This is a genomic window from Streptomyces sp. NBC_00829, from assembly GCF_045161795.1.
Taxonomy (GTDB): domain Bacteria; phylum Actinomycetota; class Actinomycetes; order Streptomycetales; family Streptomycetaceae; genus Streptomyces.
Map to the genome: position 1 here is coordinate 8534895 of NZ_CP108867.1, position 16204 is coordinate 8551098.

Sequence of the window (16204 nt, forward strand, 5' to 3'; positions counted from 1 at the left end):
GGCACAGCGCCGTTTTGGCAGGGGAGGGGCACAGCATTTGGGGACAGCGCTGTTGATGGCGTTAGCCGCCGCGGTCGTTGTGGTCGTCGTCAGGGGCCTGGTACGTGCCGGGCGACGTGAAGCGAAGGCCGAGAAAATGCGCCTGGCGGAAGAAGCGCGGCGGCAGGCGCGCCGGTCGCTGGACGCGGGCTGGGCGATGGACGGCCGCGAGTTCGAGGAGTACATCGCCCAACTGTGCCGCCGGGACGGCTGCACCGATGTGAAGCGGGTCGGCGGTGCGGGCGATCTGGGCGCGGACATGATCGCCTGCCTGCCTGCCTGCCTGCCTGCCCGACGGACGGACGGAAAATCGTCATTCAGTGCAAGCGCTATGCGAAGCACCGCACGGTGGGCAGCCGCGACATCCAGACGTTCAACGGCACTGCCCGCGACGCCGAACACGGCACTGACGTTCCCGTATTCGTCGCCTCCTGTGTCTTCAACGACCCGGCCCGCAAGTTCGCCGCCCGCCAGCACCTGACGCTCATCGACGTCAACCTGCTTGGCTTCTGGAACAGCGGCACCTCGCTGGCTTCCTTCCTGGACCTGGACATCGGCCGGTCCGGAACCAACCGCCGACTCCACCCGGACCACGACTCCAAAGGTGCGGTCGGGCCGGGGAGGGAGCCAGGGGACCAGGACGCTGCTGGGCTCGGCTCCCCACGGGGCTGGCGTGTCCGGGCAGGCAGAGCCGGGGCATCCGCCGCGCTCCTGCACGCTTTGCGTGAGCGCCCTCTATGCCCCGTGTTCGCCCTATCGAGTCGTTTACGTAGGTTCCTTGCTTGATCGCTGGTCAGTGTCGTGAGGATGGTCGCCGAGAGGGCTCCAATGCTTGGGGTCCTCCGGGATGGAAGGACATGTGTATGCGAGCCAATCAGGCGATCGGTGCGGGCGTTCTGGCCCTGGCCCTGGTGTCCGGGGCCGGCTGGGCAGCTCAGGCCGCCACCGGCGAGAGTGCCGCCGGCCAGGCTGCAGCGGCCAAGTCACCGGCGCGGGCCGCGGTGGACGGGTACCAGATCGTCAAGCTCCCCAACGCCAACGTGCCCAACTTCCAGCGCCGGACCGTCTACTGCCCGGCGGGCAAGAGGGTCATCGGCGGCGGCGGGGAAGCCCAGGGCAACGGCGCGGTGCTGGTCGGCAGCTTCCCCACCGACGACGGGACTGGCTGGATCGCACTCGGCCGACAGGACGGCTACTCCTCCGTCGGCATCAGCGTCTACGCGATCTGCGCCAACGCCTGACCGACCGGCCTTGACCGGCGGTGGCTGCTGCCAACCGGCAGCAGCCACCACACGCGTGACCGCCCGTATCGACCAAGACCGTGTCCTATGTGGTGATCCGTCATTGGTTTGTTCATGGGGCGGGGTATGTGGAGTTGGAATTGTTCCGGACGGCTTGTGGGAGCTTGCCAGATCCCGGAGGACCGAGTGTGGCCGCAGGGTGGCGGAACGCCGAACACGCCTGATGAGACGCTGTTCGCAGCGATCATCTACGTGCTGGTGAGCGGACCTGCCTGACCGTCACCGTCCCACGCGACCGGGGAAGGAAAACACTGGTCGCCCGCTTCGGCGGGATGCCGCTCAAACGACAGCGCACGGCCGTCCTCACCGGCAGACGGCCGGTCATGGCCAGTGCGAAGCGAAGCGAGCTGCTCCACAGGCTCATTGCCGAGTGCTGCGAGATCTGCGGAGCCCGGACGAATCTTGAGGTCCGCCACGTCCGCAAGCTCGTCGGTCTCAACCGGCCCGGACGCCGGGACGAACCCGGCTGGGTGCACCTCATGGCCAAACGGCGGCGCAAGACCCTGGTGATCTGCCGTCGCTGCCACGACGACATCCACGCCGGGCGAGGCGCCGCATCACCACGGAAATGATCACTGGAGAGCGGGATGCCGGGGAACTGGCCCGTCTCGTTCGGGAAGGGTCCGTTGGAAAAGGTCCCGAACCACGGGCACCTCTTCGGCGCTCTACTTCACTTGAAGGGGCGGGGACTGGAAACGGAGCGGAAGCCACCGCGCCAGTCCCCGGCCCTGCTTAAGGATTTTGCCGGGAGCCCTGGCTCCGGTGGTGGCCGGCCGGTAGGTCTCGCGCGGCGTTGAAGCAGGTGGTGGCGGTGGTCACTTGAGCATAATGCTGGCTCCGAAAATGTTGCCGACCTCCGCGCATTCCTTAACATCGTTGCGACTGAACGCTGGAGTGCTGGCGGAATCTTGCCGGAATCTTGACAAGTATCTTACGCAGAATTGCGATGATCCGGTCAGCCGTGTATTCGCGGGTGGAAGAACGAAGTCACCACATGCTCGATCTGTTGGGTTTGGACGCCTCATGTGAGGCCGTCTACCGCACGATGCTCGCTCGTCCGCAGGCTTTGCTGCCCGAGGTTGCGGCGGCCGTAGGACTGACCGAGGACGAGGTGCGCGCCAGTCTGGACCAGCTGGCGGAGCTCTCCTTGCTGCGTCCGTCGTGGGAGGACAGCGGCCGCTTGCGGCCGATCAGTCCGGAGATCGGCCTTCAGGCGCTGCTCGCCCGGCAGCAGGCGGAAGTGGTAGCACATCAGCACAGGATCGAGGCGTCCAAGTTGGCTGTAGCCAGTCTCATCGCAGAGTTCGCCGACGCTGTGCCGGGCAGCCCCGGCGAGACCGTGGAGCAACTGACCGGGCTCGACCACATTCGTGACCGTCTCGCCGAACTGACGCGCCAGGTTCAGGGCGAGGTGTGCACCTTCTCCCCCGGCCGTGGCGCGAGTGCGGACAACATCGCCGCCGCACGGCCGCTGGACGAGCAGTTGCTGCGGCGGGGCGTGCTCATGCGGACCATCTACCTGGACAGCGCGCGCCACCACCCGCCGACTCTCGACTATGCCCGCTGGCTCACCGGCCTGGGGGCGCAGGTGCGCACCGTCCCATCACTGCCCATCCGGATGACCTTGGTTGACCGAAGGATCGCGGTGATCCCGGACGACCCCGACAACAGCTCCGCTGCCGCGGTCGTGCTGCACGGGCTGGGCATGGTCACAGCTCTGACAGCCCTGTTCGACCAGACATGGCGCACGGCCGCACCGGTCGGTCCCCGCAAGGTGCGCGACAGTCGGGGTCTGACGAGTCAAGAACGCGAGGTGCTCCAGTTGCTCACTTCTGGCCACACGGACGAGACCATCGCCAAGCGCCTTGGGGTGTCGGTGCGTACCGCCGGTCGGATGGCATCCGAGCTGATGGCGCGGCTCGATGCCACCAGCCGCTTCCAGGCGGGATACCGGCTTGCCCAGGCCGGCTGGCTGAACGAGGCCGAACTCAGCTGACCTGGCCTCGGTGATCTGACACGGGTGGCGGCGGCCGAACCTCCGAGCCTTGCCCGGCTGCGGCTCGGCGGCTTCGCGACCGGCGGTCGCTTCCGCCTCGCGCCGCGCCGCCCGTTCTGTTTCGGTGCGGGCGCGGTCCTCCTCCGCGCACGACCCGAACAAGTCAGCCCGCTCGACGGGCCACGGGTTCGGCCGGGTCTGCTGCCAGCGTTCGTCGGTGAACTTCGTCCCGCAGCGTTCGCACACCGGCCGCCTTACCTCGCGTTCCGCGGCTTCGCGCTGCGCCTGGCGGCGGCGGGCCTTCTCCCGCTGGACGGCATACAGCTGGTCGCCGTCGGGGTTCTCGCGCTCCATGCGGTCGGCATCCGGGTGCCGGCCTTCCCCGAACAGCAGCTCCGCCTGCCGCTCCGTCACCACCGAGCCTGCGGTGAGCCCAAGGGCTGCGAGTCCCAGCCCCATCCACACCGCGGGCGGGAGGCCGGCTTCCTCCTGGGCGTCTTCATCGGCTTCCGGGCCGCACGGCGGCCGTCTCCGACGACCACACCCCGCAAGTAGTACCGATAGGCGTTCCGCTTCTGGACCTTCGTGACGCTGATCATCCTCACCGGGAACACCGGCTCTGGCCTGCAAAAGCGCGATCCCGCAGGGCTGGACAGCTCACCGGAACTTCACGGCCGATCCCGTACGGCGAGCGCCGGCGGCGACACCGCGCCCGCCCGACGGACACCCTCTTTCGCTCTCGGCGCCCCTACAGGGGGCCATGCTCATGCTGCGCCAACTGACTCAAGTGCACACCATTGGCGGGGACTTGGTGTCTCGCTGCTGACAACGGAGTGCGTCGAAGTCTCCGTCGCGGAAATCGATGATGCTTGTTCGCGTTGTCAGGTGCCGGTCGCCTCTGGATTCCTGGTTTGCCTACATGGCCAAGGCGGAGCTGTTCGCGACCTATCCCGACGGCGCGGAGGACCGCCGGCTGGGCAAGCACCGCGACCACGGCTACAGCCTGGAGCCGCTCGGGCTGCCCGGGCTGGTCTTCGACCCGCGGGCCGGCCTCCACATCGCCAACTCGCCGCCCCCCGAACGGGACACCGACACGGCCGTCATGAGGCTCACGCAGGACGCTGCGGCGAACGTCGCCGCGTACGGACAGCCGGCCCTTTCTCCGCCACGGCGACGCCCGGCTCCTGTGCGGCCTCCACGGACACATACCCTACGACGCGGTACCCGGCCTCGTTCCCGGATACGAGCGGTACCGCTTTGACACGGCAACCCTGCGCGTTCGAAACGTGGTTCCTGCCCATGTACTCCTGGCACGCCAAGAAAAACATCGACGCCAAACGGCTGCCAGAGCCCATCAAGGCTTCCACCGCGCCCGACGTATCACCACAGCCGCTCAGTCTGCGCACGGTGTTCAGAGCGGCACTGGGCTGCTTGGCTGATCGGCTGGCCCCTATGGAGTGGCGACGCCCCTCCGGTCTTTGTCCAGCGCTCCAACGCCCTGTACCCCCCCGCAGACGTGGCAAGCCCTTCCCGCCACGGACGAGAACAGATCCTGTGCATGTGGGATGTGCTGGTGGAGGAGTGGCCGGACGCGGCACCCGTTCAAGGGCTTGCCGCCGCGCTCCGGCACTGCGAGTACGAGGTGTTCACTAACCGCGATCGAGGCGCTCGCCAGGCCGCCGAGGGCGGACACTCGATCCTGCGAGTGACACCCCATGAGAATGACGACAGCTGCGGCCACCAGGGCACTCATGCGGAGTATTCCGTGACTTGGTCCATGCCGATGTTCTGCGATCTCCCCCAGACACATCTTGCTGCACCCCCCTGCAAGACGCCGGACGCCTGCGCAGAGCTTGCGCTCACTGCCTGACGGTCGCCCGGACCGCCACTTTTGCCTGTGGCGGGAGTGCGGCCTCAGTTCGTCTTTTTCTATGATCATTGCGGTAGGCCGGCCTCGGCCGCCCGGCGGAGGACGTCCCCGCATGTGGGGGACGGTATCGGCGAGCGTTCGGCGAGGACGTTCAGCGCGTAGCGCAGTTCCCTGCTCAGCAGCAAGAGCCGGTGGCTGTACTTCCCGCCCTTGTAGGCGTACAGGCGGAAGACGTTGACGGCCTGTCCGTCACGGTCGTCGCCGAAGGTGTCCGGGAGCCCGGCGAGCAGTTCGTAGTCGCGCTTGCCGGTCGCCGCGTCGGCCACGGCACTGAGGGGCAGAGTGTCGAATTCTGCGGCGGACACGGAAGCGTCGGCCGCGACGGCGTGGGCGGCCAGGGCCGCAAAGATCTCGATCATTCGTTCGCCTGTCGCGATGTCGATGCCCCGGGCCCGCAGGGTCTCGTGGCGACGCGCCTGACGCCATGGCTCCTGGTCCACCAGCGGCAGCAGGACACGGCCCAGGTGCGCACAATGACGCCATAGCATGTCGTGGTCCGAGGTCACGGTCGATCCTCTCTACGGCGAGTGGAAGGCCTGGGGCCGAGGACCCACCCCGACGACCACCAGGCCCCTCCAACTTCCCACTACGCGCAGGGCACGTACAGGACGGGGCTCTTTGCCGTGCCTCCGCCCGGAGCCGCCCGAGCTCACGAGGGTCCCGACCGTAGTGGCACGCCAGGCAACGTTCGGGTCATCGAGGTGATTCACGCAGGTTGCCGCTGCGGTCGACGACCGCAGCGGTGGCGCGCACTTGGAACTCCTGCCTCATGGGGTATAGGCACGACGTAGTAGCGGCGGCGGGGCCGGAGAGCGATGACACTCGCTCGCGGTCCGGGGGCGCTTCCCGTCTGGTGGGCACCGGGGAAGAAAGTTGGTCCGTTGCTCCCGACTGGCGGGACGTACCGCTGAACGGCCTTTTTTGCAGGTCAGGGCCGTGTGGCGTTGTCTCTATGACAGTGGATATCAGGATCGTCCGAGCCGGTCAGATGTACCGCTACTACCTGCGCCAGACCGTTGTCGGCGACGGCCGCCGCCCGGCGCGCACACCGCTGCGCGAGGCTCAGGAGGAGGCCGGTGTCCCGGCCGGGCGATGGAGAGGCCGCGGCCTGGCCGTGCTCGGTCTGACGGCAGGGCAGGAGGTCACCGAGCAGCAGCTGCGGAACCTCTTCGGCGAGCGGGGCCGGCATCCGTACGCGGACCGGATCGAGGCCGACCGGCTTGCCAAGGGCGAGTCCCCGAAGAAGGTGTGGAAGGCCGGTGCCCTCGGACGGCGGGTGACGGTCACCGGTGTCGACTTCGTCTTCCGGTCGCAGCCGACGATCTACCTGTTGTGGGCGCTGGGGGTGAGGAGACCCGGCGGGTGATCGAGGCCGCGCACGAGCGCGTGATCGAGCGGGTGCTGGAGTGGATCGAGGACGACGTTGCGGTGATCCGGTACGGCAAGGACGGCATCTACCGTGTCGCTGCGGGCCTTGAAGGCATCGCGCACCGACGTGGAAGCCCTCGATCTCACCGGCGAGCGGCCGCGCCGTCTCCAGGACGCCTTGACCGAAGCGGCCGACCAGGCCCGCGTCACCATGAACCGCTACGCCGACCATGAGGACGCCGACGCACTGCGCTCGGCGCGCGAGGACGACCAACGCACGCACCACCCCCAGCAGCCGGACCCGCACCAAGGCCGAGAGGCCGGTCCTGGTCACTGAGCCCACCCACCGGGCGCATAGAGGAAAGCTGTGGGCACCCGTCACCCGGACGAATGAATGAGCGGCCGCAGCGGCCATCGGCGAGATTTTCAAATGCACCCGCGAGGACCAGAAGCCCGGCGACTACCTGAAGATCGCCGCGACCTACCAGATCTGAACTCTCACCAAAGGCGCGGCCTCGGACCAGACGTCCGGAACGGGGTCGACAGGCACGCCCGGGAGACCGGACGCCCTCGTGCACGGAAAGACACCAGCAGACCGTGCAGCACCACAAGCAGGAAGAGCACCGTCCGACCCCAGACCCGCTACCGGCGGGGGCACATTCCCCGTTTCGGGAATGGTGACTACTCACAGCTGCTGAACGGGCTGGACTTTTCCCCCGCCGGTCGAACCGGGTGGTGACGGCTGACCTTCGCCTCGCGACGCGAAGAGCCCGCAGTCCTGGTCCAGTTCCGGGCCGCGGCGCATGCCGGACTCCACGATCAATCCCCGGCGGTGGTCGCCGGGGCTGGCCACCGGTCCACGGTCAGGGCCGGCTCGATGGGCAGCTACCACCCGCCGCCCTCGAGGTGGCCGGCCTGCCGCTGCTCAGCCGGTCGGGGCCTGCCACGGCTGGAACCACGGGTCGGGCCACTGCTCGGCGGCGGCCAGCAGAGGGAACAGGGTGGCGCCATCGATGGTCTCGCGGATGAATTCGGCGTGGCCGCCATGCCGGGCGGTCTCCTCGATCAGGTGCAGCAGCACCCAGCGGACCGACCACTCCTTGACATCGGCAGGGAACCACGGCGCCCCTGCGGAACGTCCACGGCCTGGCCGAGATCGGCGACTCCGGCGATCACCGCGTCTGTGCCCGGGCTGCGGCCTCGTACTGGTCCAGCGCATCCGCCAGCGTTTCCTCCGGGGTGAGCCGGAACTCGGCGGAGTCACTCGCGTCCGCCGTCCGCCGCGGGCCGCGCTGCCTCTGCAGGATCAGATCGGTCCAGCCAGCCTCACACCGGGCGGCGTGCTTGATCAGACCACCGATGCTCAGCTCGCTGGCGGTGGGCGCCTTCCTGGCCTGATCGTCCGTCAGGCCGGACAGAGCGGCTCAGGATCGCCGCCGCCGGGCCGCCCGTCGGCACCGCCGCCCAGCCCTTCGTCGATGCACTCACCGAGTTGGTCCAAGCCCAGGCTGACACCACCGGCTTCGTCGTCCTGCACCGCTGGGCGGAGATCCTGGAGTGCCAGGTCCCGTCGGAACTCCCCGACCCCGACCGCGCCACGGCGCCGTGACGTCCCGGGCCGTGCCGCTGATCAGCGCGGAGGACATCGACGCGGCCGTCAGGACGACGATCGACTTCCGTACTCCGGGCGCCTGATCACGGGCATGCGGGACTTTACGAGAGTGTGTGCCGCCGGGTCGCCCGACCCGGCGGCACACCATCGGGCGCCCCGCTCACTCACTGCTCGATCGGACGGCCGTTCGTACCGCGTGGGCACGTGCGCCCTTGGCCGGAGCACGTGCTCATGAGACGAAGCCCGCCTCGGTATCCGGCGAACGCCCAGGTGAACAGCTCAGTCCGAGGTCCGTTTCCATACCGGACCCCAAGAACTAGCTCAGACGATTTCGACTGCCTGGAGCTTCACGGTGCCAACCGTGGGGAAGTCGTGAACCATATTGCGCGACAGCCAGTGCCACTTCCCGTCAGCTAGCCACCAGATGTCGTTGTTGCCGGTGCTGATCTCGCTGACCCAGATTCCACCCAAACCAAGCCGCCCCGTGAAACCCACCCTTCCCTTGTTCGCATAGCAGTAGTCCTTTTTGTGGTTCACCGTCATACGGAGAAAGTCCGTATGGTTTCCACAGTCCACTTTGCTGATGGCGAACGCGGGGGCGGCGGAAATGGTCACGCCGAGCGCGACCGTCAGGGCTGCGGTTGTCGCGATTCTCTTGAAGCTTGTCTTCACTGAAGTGTCTCGACTTCCTAGGATCTTCGGGCATATGTCATCCCCCGCGCAGATCTAGATGACCGTCGGCGGCAGTTGGTTCCATCCTCAAGCCACATGCCTTCGACGTTCGTGCGGGACCCCAGCCCGAAGCGCCGGGCGCGGGCCGGCCGATGACTCCCGAATCCTCGTCAGTCGAACGGCATTCGGACGATGGACTGGTTGCCCGTGCCGAGCGTGCTGCACGGTGTCCTATGTGGTGAGGCGGACGAGGCGTTTGTAGCAGCAGAGTGCGGCGGCGAGGCCGAGAAAGGCCAGGTAGTTGCGGGGATGGCGTTCGTAGCGGGGGCTGAGTCTGCGATAGCCGGACAGCCAGGCGGTTGGGTCGGCCGCGCGGTGAGGTGCTCGCCGTGGGGCGAGTCCTGTTCCGCGCGGCCTCCCGCCGAACCGGACATGACGGTTTCCCGGTCATCCGGCTCTCCAGTGACTACGGCGTGAGTGATCGGGCTGGCCGTTCTGAATGGATACGGTCGTGGCAGACGTCGCAGGCCACGACCGTTTTGCGTCGTCGGTGAAGCATGACGCGTGCCCAGTCGGAAGGCTGCCATCCGGCATGTGCGAGGTCGGCGAGAGCACGGACGTGGTGCACTTGCACATTGCCCTTGCTTCCGCAGATCTCGCAGGTGTCCGCCAGGAGTCTCGCGATGAGTTCCTTCTGCGGATAGTCCACCCGCACCGGCTCGCGGTCGGCGAGTTCTGCCGCTCGCTGCCGTTGGAGGGGAATCCCACCGAACCGTGCCACCAGTGGTTTCCTGTTCTTCCGCTCGATGCGGGCCTCGAAGCACACCCGGGGCCCGTTGGGCGTGTCAATTCTGGCCTTGTGCTTGGCGGCCATCTTCGACACTGACGAACGGTGCTTGGCGGCAAGGGTCTTGAGCATGGACGTTTCCATGACCCATTGCAGCCGGTGCAGCCGGAAGACATCTCCGGCGAGCAGGTAGTACTGGACAACGCCCCGGTAAACGGTCCCGAAGGTCGCCACGATCGCATGATCGCTGCTGTTGATCAGGGCTGTCTTCTTCGCGGGTTCTCCGCGGGCGAGATAGGGGGCGCACTTGGACTTGATCACGTCCTGAGGGACGCGGAGAGCGATCTGGCCGTTGATCCGACGGTAACGGCCGGTTTTCTTCGTGTCGTTGTGCTGGGTCGTGATCTCGTAGCCGAGAAACCTCGCTGCCCCGGTGCGGGCATGAGTGATCAGCGTCTTTTCCTGGGACAGCTCCAGCTTGAGTTCGTCGCGCAGGAGCTGGTCCAGGCGTTGCTTGATCTGCTCGGCCTCGGCTTTCGGTCCGGTGAAACCGAGGAGGTGATCGTCCGCGTAGCGTATGTAGCGCAGTCTGCGGTATGCCGGATCGTCGGGATCCGCGCTCGGCAGGCTGACCATCCGCTGACGCAGCTTGCGGGCCTGGACCCGGTCGCCGCGCCGGCGGGCTTTCGCCAGCAGATTCTGCAACTCCAGGTAGGCCGGGTTTCGGGCCCGGCGCTTCCCTCGGGTGTAATCCGGAATCAGAACTGTCTCGATAAACTCATCCAGCTTGTGCAGGTAGATGTTGGACAAGATCGGGGAGGCCACTCCGCCTTGCGGCGCTCCGGAGAGCGTGGCACCCCATCTCCAGTCCTCCAGGTATCCGGCCTTGAGCATGTTGCGCACCAGCCGCAGAAACTGCTGGTCATGGATCTTCTCGCCGAGGATCGACAGCAGCACCTGATGGTCCAGGCTGCCGAAGCAGTCGGCAATGTCCCCTTCGATGAACCAGGACGTCCCGGTCCAGGTGTGGTCCACCTCCCGCAAAGCGGTATGGCAGCCACGGCGGGGACGAAACCCATGAGATCGGTCGGAGAACGTTGGCTCGTAGTACGCCTCTAATAACAGGCGGATCACTTCACCGACGAGTTTGTCCGACCAGGTCGGCAGCCCCAACGGACGCATCTTCCCGTTCTTCTTCGGGATATGGATGCGCCGGACCGGCTTGAAGCGGTAGCGCTCGTGGCGTATCGCCTCGATGATCCGGTATATCTTCCGCTGCGACATGCCGTCCACGGTTTCCGACGTGACCCCGGGTGTCATCGCACCATGGTTGGCGTAGATCCGCCCGTAGGCCAGCAGATACAACTGCGGATTGAACAGCTGCCGAAACAGTTCATTGCACGGCAGGCCACGCCTGCCGCGTTCACGCAGGACACCCAGCACCGTTTTGGCGCTCTGCATTACGCATACCTCCCGACTCTGTGGTGTCCAAATCACCTGGCCCCCTTCGCCCGATGTGGACGGCTTTCCCGTCCTCCCTGACCGGTCGTTACTCCGGCGACTACTACGGGGCCTCCGTCGCCATAGGACTCGCATCCCGTAGGCGATCCCACGTTCGTCCCTGTCTGTACGTTCTAGCGCGACACAGGCGTCCCACTCATCTCCTTGAATGTCCTCGCTGGAGATCGCTCCGAGCTCCGGAAGTGCACCGGACAACCTTCGAATCCAGGGCAGAGCACGGCGCCGGTTTCAGTCGTCTTTCCGACGGATGGGAACTTGCATCTTCTGGAGATTGGGCTTCAAACAATCCAGTCTTCGCCATATCGCGCGGGCCGCCCAGCACACCGTCTCTGACAACTGAGCCCGGTCACTGGTTTTCTGACATGCTGTTGTCCCCTTCACCTTTCGGATCCAGGTAAGTCATCCGGCCCAGAAACCTCCTTCCGAGTTCCTCCCGGCTGAGCCGGGGATACAAACAGAGCGCCTCGTGGCGCACAGGGTCCGCTCGATCACCCAACGCCGTCGGCCCAACCGTTCGCTGGACTCGATGCCCTTGCGTGCGATGCGCACTCCGATCCGTTGCCTCGCAGCCATTTTCGCAGGTGAGGAATGTCGTAGGCCTTGTCCGCATGCAGACGCTGAGGCTTGAAGTACCGGCCGCGGTCGGGGTCGTGTCTCGTTTGGTGACCGGCCACCGTGGGCTTCAGACCTTCGCTGGACGTTGGCAGCGGAGACGCCGACGATCAGGGGCAGTCCGTTCGCGTCCGACAGGATGTGCATCTTGGAACCCGGCTTGCCCCGGTCCACGGGGCTCGGACCTGTGTGTTCGCCCCCTTTTAGCCCGCACGCGCGCGGAGTCGAGGACGACGCGGGAGACGTCGATCAGGCCGGCGTCGTCCAACTGGTGCAGGACCGCCTTGTGCAGACGGCCCCACACACCGGCTCTCGACCAGATCATGAACCGACGGTGCGCGGTCGACTTCGATATCCCAAAGCACGGCGGCAACACCCGCCACGAACACCCGCTGACCAGCACGTAGATGATCGCTGCGAACAGCGTCTCATCAGGCGTATTCGCAGTTCCGCCGCCTTGCGGCCGTGCCCGGTCCTCCGGGATCAGCGGCCGGGCAATCTCCCACAGCCCGTCCGGAACAATCCAACTCCATGTACCCCGCCCCATGGACAGTCCAACGAGCGATCACCACGTAGGACACCGTCTAAGAAGTCGTCTCATTTGGCCTGCTCGATAGTCTGCGGTCGTGGTGGGGATCGTTGAGCGGCTGGTGCCGGATGAGTTGTGGGAGTTGTTCCAGCGGGTGGTGCTGGAGGCGCCGACGCGGCCCAGGGTGGTGGCCGACGTCGGCATGGTGACCGGGAGGTCCTGGCGGCGATCGTGTTCGTGGCCACGTGGTGCTGCACGTGGCGGCAGTTGCCGCCATCGTTCGGCCCGTCCGGGCCGACGGCCCACCGCCGGATCACCGAGTGGAGCAGAGCGCGGGTGTGGGCCAAGCTCCATCGCCTGGTGCTGGACGAGCTCGGCGCGCGGGGCGAGCTGGACTGGTCCCGCTGTGCGATCGACTCGGTCAACATGCGAGCCCTGAAAAGGGGGACCTGACAGGTCCGAATCCTGTCGACCGGGGCAAGTACGGCTCAAAAGATCCACTTGATCACCGAGCGGACCGGTCTGCCCCTCTCCGTCGGAATCTCCGGGGCGAATCTGCACGACAGCCAGGCCCTGATCCCCCTGGTGAAAGGCATACCGCCGATCCCCTCCCGCCGCGGACGACGCCGACGCAAGCCGTCCAAGCTCCACGCCGACAAGGGTTACGACTACAACCACCTGCGCCGATGGTCACGGCAGCGGGGCATCACCCACCGCATCGCCCGCAAAGGCATCGAATCCACTACGTGGGTCCGTGTCCGTCGGGCTCGGGGCAGGTCAGCCAGCTCGTTGGTATGTCCTGCCGGCAGGAAGGCGCACCGTAGATCGCGGCTCGGGTGACATCCTCCGGCTGGTGATCTGACCTGACCTGACCTGACCTGACCTGACCTGACCTGACCTTTCCCGCACCGCTGCCATATGTCCCGGGGAACCTTGGCCGCGGGCCGCGGGATTCGCCCCTGAATCAAATTTGGTGAACCGGGCCCGGTGCACGACGCGGATCTTGCGGTCACCGGGCCCGGGTTCCGGGTCATGACATCAGCGCCGTGCTCAGCGGGCCGGCTTCTGCGCCGCCTTGGGCGCGGGAACCTCACGGACCAGGCGTGAGCTCCAGTCGCACCAGGTCATGCCCGGCAGGAACGAGCCGCCCGCCTCATCGAGGTGCTCGTTGACATAGGGAATGGTCGCATCGCACACCTCCATGGCCCTGTCGAAGAAGCCGACCGTGTCTGAGTCGAGGGTGAACTTCCAGCCCGGGTTGTACGACGCCGGAGAGGCGACGATCTTCCCGATGATGTGGTTGTTCCCCTTGCGCTGCCCGCTGAGGACGTTCCTGGCCTCCTGGATCTTCGCCGGATCGGTCAGCTTGAAGACAAAGCGCTCACGGGTCACATCGGTGAACTCGAAATAGGCCTCCGACGAGGCCGACGCACGCGGCGCAGCAGCATCGACCGGCTGCGCCTGCGCGGTTCCGGCGGCAGGGATGGCTGCGATGGTGGCCGCTGCCAGAACACCGATCCTGGTCATGATACGTCGCACTGATAACTCCGGTGCTATCGGGCCGTGCTCGCTCGCACAGCTAAATGAACTCAAAAAAGCTCCGCCTCATGCCGACCGGAAGGGCCGTCATTCGGCGGGGCTGGTCGACTCCACCAGAAGTCACATCAAGACGCAAGATCAACAACGCAGATCCAGCCAAGTCATGGTGTGGCCGAACTTCTTCCCCCAGCATGGTGGGTGATGCTGTCTCAGGTTCGAGAGTTCTTATGCGGTGGGGTGGTTCAGGCTGGTGTGATCGTGGGGTGGATCAAGGCGTAGGAGCCGGCCGCCGTGGGGCTGGGCTGCCCAGGGGGTTGGTGGTGCGTCGTCTGCTGGAGCGGCAGCAGGCGGGGGAGTTGTCGACTCGGCATGTGCGTGCGGTTGCTGAGACGGTGGGTGTTTCGGAGCGTACGGTGGTTGCCGCAACCGGGCCGGCAGTCGTACTGCCGCGGGGCGGTGGCGCCCGGGTCGGGTTCGCAGAGCGCGTTGTCACGCTTGAACGCGCAGATGAGGAACGCGTCAGGGTTGTTATAGAGCACGACGCCGTCGCGGGCGAGGAAGGCGGTGCCTTGCGCGCGAAGCTCCTGGTGACGGTGCGGCCCTCGAAGCGGGGTGTCTGAGCTGCGGCGGACAGAGCCCGGCTGGCGGCAGGGCCGGAGAACTTCTCGCCGGCCGCGACGCGGTCCCGGAGCCGGGAGGCGGTGTCGGCTGCCGCCAGTGCGGTCTCGATGTCGAGGACACCGTGAATTCCGTGGCGGCTGCGGGAGCGGCAGCGCTGGACGTGCGGGCATCCAGGATCGTGCGCATGTGCCCGTACTGGATGGCGAGCGCGATCAGTCCACCGGGGCGTCGGGAGATGTGCCAGGCAGACTCCGTCTCAACCGGCTCGTGCCGATCGCGCCGTGCGGGTCCTCGGCGATGGGCTGCTCTGGCAGTCCGTGCCTGTCCACCTCGTGGTTCGCCCAGGTCACGAACTCCCGGATCCGCCTGTTCAGCGAGCTGTTCTTCAGCACGCCTTGAAACCCTGGAACCAGGGGAAGTTGTGGTGCGCGGAGCTGAGGAGGAGCTCTCCGTCGGGGACCATCCGTTCCAGGACTCGGATGGCGCGGACGACGGGTGCGATGGCGACCCAGGGGACCTCGTGTACTTCGCCAGCGGGGACGTGGTTGCCGTCGTCATCGGTCACGGTTTTGTAGTGGCGGCTGCGGATCAGATGCCGGCCAGGGACGCCGTCTGCGCCGGGTTCGGGGTCGGGGCAGCACCCGGATCTCAGGCCCTGCATTACTGGCGGGAGGGGGGTTATTCCGACCGTGCACTATTCCCCCTGGTGTTGCGTGGCGAGCGATGTGTGCCGCGTCGGTGCGGTAAGGGGAGTCGTGTCCGGCGGCGATGTGCTCGGCGAACGCGGCGGTGCCAGCGTCGGCTTGCTCATGCATGTGGCGGACCAGGTGTTCCAAGCGGTCCCGGGCCGTGTCGGCAAGCGACGCGGCGATCGTTGTCGTCAAGCTGGTAGGCGTCTGCGAGGAGTCGGAGTCGGCGGGCCTGTTCCTCGACGGCCAGGGTGAAGTCACCGTTGCCTGGATCGGTCAGGGGCACGAACCGATAGGCGGCGTAGGCGAGGTCTCAGATACGAGCACCGGGGTGGGCGGTATCGAAGTTGATGAACGCGACCGGCCTCCCGTCGCGGAAGACACAGTTGTAGGCATGAGGCGATCTCCTGTCTGACCCGGGGTATTACTCCCCGTACTTGCTGCTCGGGGGTGGGGCATGTCGTATGTAGTCGGCGAAGTCTCGATGAGCCTGCACCGCAGTGACGGACAGATCGACGAGGCCCGTACCTGGCCGACGACGGGTGCCGATATTTTCGAGCCCTCGGTGCCGTGGCACGTTCCGCTGGCGGTACGGCCAGAAGCACTACTCGGGCACGTACTGGTCCTCCACCATGCGCGTCCACGTCGTCTACGAGTCGCGGCTTGAGCTGACACGCCTCCTCTACGCCGACTTCGACCTGGACTTGACCGCGGTCTTCGCCCAGCCGTTCCGCTTCTCCACCACCGTGAACGGGCAACTACGGCGTCACGTCCCGGACTTCCTCCTCTTCCGGGCGAAGGACGTGCCGAGGGCGGTCGATGTGAAGCCACAGCACCTGCTCAGCCGACCAAGGTGAACTACGCCCTTGGCTGGCCACGCGAGATCGTCCTCTCGCGCAGCCGGGACTTCCAGGTGCGGCGCGAACCGCCGGAAGCAACAACTTGAGAACCTGCGCTTCCTCGCCGGTCACCGTCGCGACTGGCTCTT

General features: G+C 66.5%; 18 protein-coding genes and 5 pseudogenes. 13 read left to right on the top strand and 10 right to left on the bottom strand.

Annotation, left to right across the window (positions count from 1 at the left end; genetic code table 11):
• Positions 1-196: 196 nt before the first annotated feature.
• From OG293_RS38045 to OG293_RS38080, 8 genes and pseudogenes are all read left to right on the top strand, one after another.
• A pseudogene (locus OG293_RS38045) lies at positions 197-253 on the top strand (hypothetical protein); the annotation flags it as partial.
• 134 nt (positions 254-387) lie between these two features.
• The gene (locus OG293_RS38050; protein WP_406003299.1) at positions 388-825 is read left to right on the top strand and encodes a hypothetical protein; all 438 of its coding nucleotides are present in this window, start codon (positions 388-390) and stop codon (positions 823-825) included.
• A gap of 77 nt (positions 826-902) precedes the next feature.
• Positions 903-1280: a hypothetical protein gene (locus tag OG293_RS38055; protein ID WP_406003253.1), complete on the top strand. Its 378-nt coding sequence runs from the start codon at positions 903-905 to the stop codon at positions 1278-1280.
• 114 nt (positions 1281-1394) lie between these two features.
• Positions 1395-1553: pseudogene (locus OG293_RS38060) on the top strand (IS5/IS1182 family transposase); the annotation flags it as partial.
• A gap of 59 nt (positions 1554-1612) precedes the next feature.
• Positions 1613-1912, top strand: coding sequence for a hypothetical protein (locus tag OG293_RS38065; protein ID WP_406003300.1), 300 nt, complete (start codon positions 1613-1615; stop codon positions 1910-1912).
• Between the two features lie 422 nt (positions 1913-2334).
• On the top strand, positions 2335-3336 hold the full coding sequence (locus OG293_RS38070; protein ID WP_406003301.1) for a LuxR C-terminal-related transcriptional regulator: 1002 nt from the start codon (positions 2335-2337) through the stop codon (positions 3334-3336).
• A gap of 24 nt (positions 3337-3360) precedes the next feature.
• The gene (locus OG293_RS38075; protein WP_406003302.1) at positions 3361-3891 is read left to right on the top strand and encodes a hypothetical protein; all 531 of its coding nucleotides are present in this window, start codon (positions 3361-3363) and stop codon (positions 3889-3891) included.
• A 364-nt stretch (positions 3892-4255) separates the two neighbouring features.
• The gene (locus tag OG293_RS38080) at positions 4256-4597 is read left to right on the top strand and encodes a hypothetical protein (protein ID WP_406003303.1); all 342 of its coding nucleotides are present in this window, start codon (positions 4256-4258) and stop codon (positions 4595-4597) included.
• Between the two features lie 674 nt (positions 4598-5271).
• Here OG293_RS38080 and OG293_RS38085 read toward each other — a convergent pair.
• The gene (locus tag OG293_RS38085) at positions 5272-5772 is read right to left on the bottom strand and encodes a hypothetical protein (protein ID WP_406003304.1); all 501 of its coding nucleotides are present in this window, start codon (positions 5770-5772) and stop codon (positions 5272-5274) included.
• 446 nt (positions 5773-6218) lie between these two features.
• Here OG293_RS38085 and OG293_RS38090 point away from each other — a divergent pair, with 446 nt between their 5' ends.
• Together OG293_RS38090 and OG293_RS38095 are read left to right on the top strand one after the other, a co-directional pair.
• Positions 6219-6632, top strand: coding sequence for a relaxase domain-containing protein (locus OG293_RS38090; RefSeq protein ID WP_406003305.1), 414 nt, complete (start codon positions 6219-6221; stop codon positions 6630-6632).
• Positions 6633-6725: 93 nt separating this feature from the next.
• Positions 6726-6971: a hypothetical protein gene (locus OG293_RS38095; RefSeq protein WP_406003306.1), complete on the top strand. Its 246-nt coding sequence runs from the start codon at positions 6726-6728 to the stop codon at positions 6969-6971.
• 588 nt (positions 6972-7559) lie between these two features.
• Here the strand turns inward: OG293_RS38095 and OG293_RS38100 are convergent.
• The 6 genes and pseudogenes from OG293_RS38100 to OG293_RS38125 all read right to left on the bottom strand — a co-directional run.
• Entirely contained in the window at positions 7560-7715 is a 156-nt protein-coding gene (locus OG293_RS38100; protein WP_406003307.1) for a DUF664 domain-containing protein, read from the bottom strand.
• A gap of 91 nt (positions 7716-7806) precedes the next feature.
• Complete coding sequence (locus OG293_RS38105) at positions 7807-8052, bottom strand: DUF664 domain-containing protein (protein WP_406003833.1); 246 nt, start codon at positions 8050-8052, stop codon at positions 7807-7809.
• Positions 8053-8567: 515 nt separating this feature from the next.
• Positions 8568-8918 (bottom strand): beta/gamma crystallin domain-containing protein, encoded by a 351-nt coding sequence (locus OG293_RS38110; protein ID WP_406003308.1) that lies wholly within the window; start codon positions 8916-8918, stop codon positions 8568-8570.
• Between the two features lie 231 nt (positions 8919-9149).
• Positions 9150-9275, bottom strand: a pseudogene (locus OG293_RS38115) (IS5/IS1182 family transposase); the annotation flags it as partial.
• A gap of 109 nt (positions 9276-9384) precedes the next feature.
• A complete protein-coding gene (locus OG293_RS38120) occupies positions 9385-11166 on the bottom strand; it encodes a reverse transcriptase domain-containing protein (RefSeq protein WP_406003309.1) in 1782 nt (593 codons plus the stop codon).
• Positions 11167-11700: 534 nt separating this feature from the next.
• A pseudogene (locus OG293_RS38125) lies at positions 11701-12385 on the bottom strand (IS5 family transposase); the annotation flags it as partial.
• Between the two features lie 79 nt (positions 12386-12464).
• Between OG293_RS38125 and OG293_RS38130 the strand changes: the two are divergent.
• A pseudogene (locus tag OG293_RS38130) lies at positions 12465-13192 on the top strand (IS5 family transposase); the annotation flags it as partial.
• A 225-nt stretch (positions 13193-13417) separates the two neighbouring features.
• On the opposite strand, the gene OG293_RS38135 reads toward OG293_RS38130, so the two are convergent.
• From OG293_RS38135 to OG293_RS38145, 3 genes are all read right to left on the bottom strand, one after another.
• The gene (locus OG293_RS38135; RefSeq protein WP_406003310.1) at positions 13418-13906 is read right to left on the bottom strand and encodes a calmodulin-binding protein; all 489 of its coding nucleotides are present in this window, start codon (positions 13904-13906) and stop codon (positions 13418-13420) included.
• An 833-nt stretch (positions 13907-14739) separates the two neighbouring features.
• On the bottom strand, positions 14740-14919 hold the full coding sequence (locus tag OG293_RS38140; RefSeq protein ID WP_406003311.1) for a hypothetical protein: 180 nt from the start codon (positions 14917-14919) through the stop codon (positions 14740-14742).
• Positions 14913-15092, bottom strand: a complete 180-nt coding sequence (locus OG293_RS38145; protein WP_406003312.1) for a hypothetical protein — start codon at positions 15090-15092, stop codon at positions 14913-14915. Before OG293_RS38145 ends, OG293_RS38140 begins: the two co-directional genes overlap by 7 nt.
• A 284-nt stretch (positions 15093-15376) precedes the next feature.
• Between OG293_RS38145 and OG293_RS38150 the strand changes: the two genes are divergently transcribed.
• Positions 15377-15631 (top strand): hypothetical protein, encoded by a 255-nt coding sequence (locus OG293_RS38150; protein WP_406003313.1) that lies wholly within the window; start codon positions 15377-15379, stop codon positions 15629-15631.
• A 127-nt stretch (positions 15632-15758) separates the two neighbouring features.
• Positions 15759-16073 carry a hypothetical protein gene (locus OG293_RS38155; protein ID WP_406003314.1) on the top strand — a complete coding sequence of 105 codons (315 nt, stop codon included), beginning with the start codon at positions 15759-15761 and terminating at the stop codon, positions 16071-16073.
• Positions 16074-16204: the final 131 nt, after the last annotated feature.

Excerpts from the sequence above, each read along its gene's own strand:
- OG293_RS38055 (WP_406003253.1), top strand. The coding sequence starts at position 903 with ATGCGAGCCAATCAGGCGATCGGTGCGGGCGTTCTGGCCCTGGCCCTG.
- OG293_RS38065 (WP_406003300.1), top strand. The coding sequence starts at position 1,613 with ATGCCGCTCAAACGACAGCGCACGGCCGTCCTCACCGGCAGACGGCCG.
- OG293_RS38070 (WP_406003301.1), top strand. The coding sequence starts at position 2,335 with ATGCTCGATCTGTTGGGTTTGGACGCCTCATGTGAGGCCGTCTACCGC.
- OG293_RS38080 (WP_406003303.1), top strand. The coding sequence starts at position 4,256 with ATGGCCAAGGCGGAGCTGTTCGCGACCTATCCCGACGGCGCGGAGGAC.
- OG293_RS38090 (WP_406003305.1), top strand. The coding sequence starts at position 6,219 with ATGACAGTGGATATCAGGATCGTCCGAGCCGGTCAGATGTACCGCTAC.
- OG293_RS38120 (WP_406003309.1), bottom strand. The coding sequence starts at position 11,166 with ATGCAGAGCGCCAAAACGGTGCTGGGTGTCCTGCGTGAACGCGGCAGG.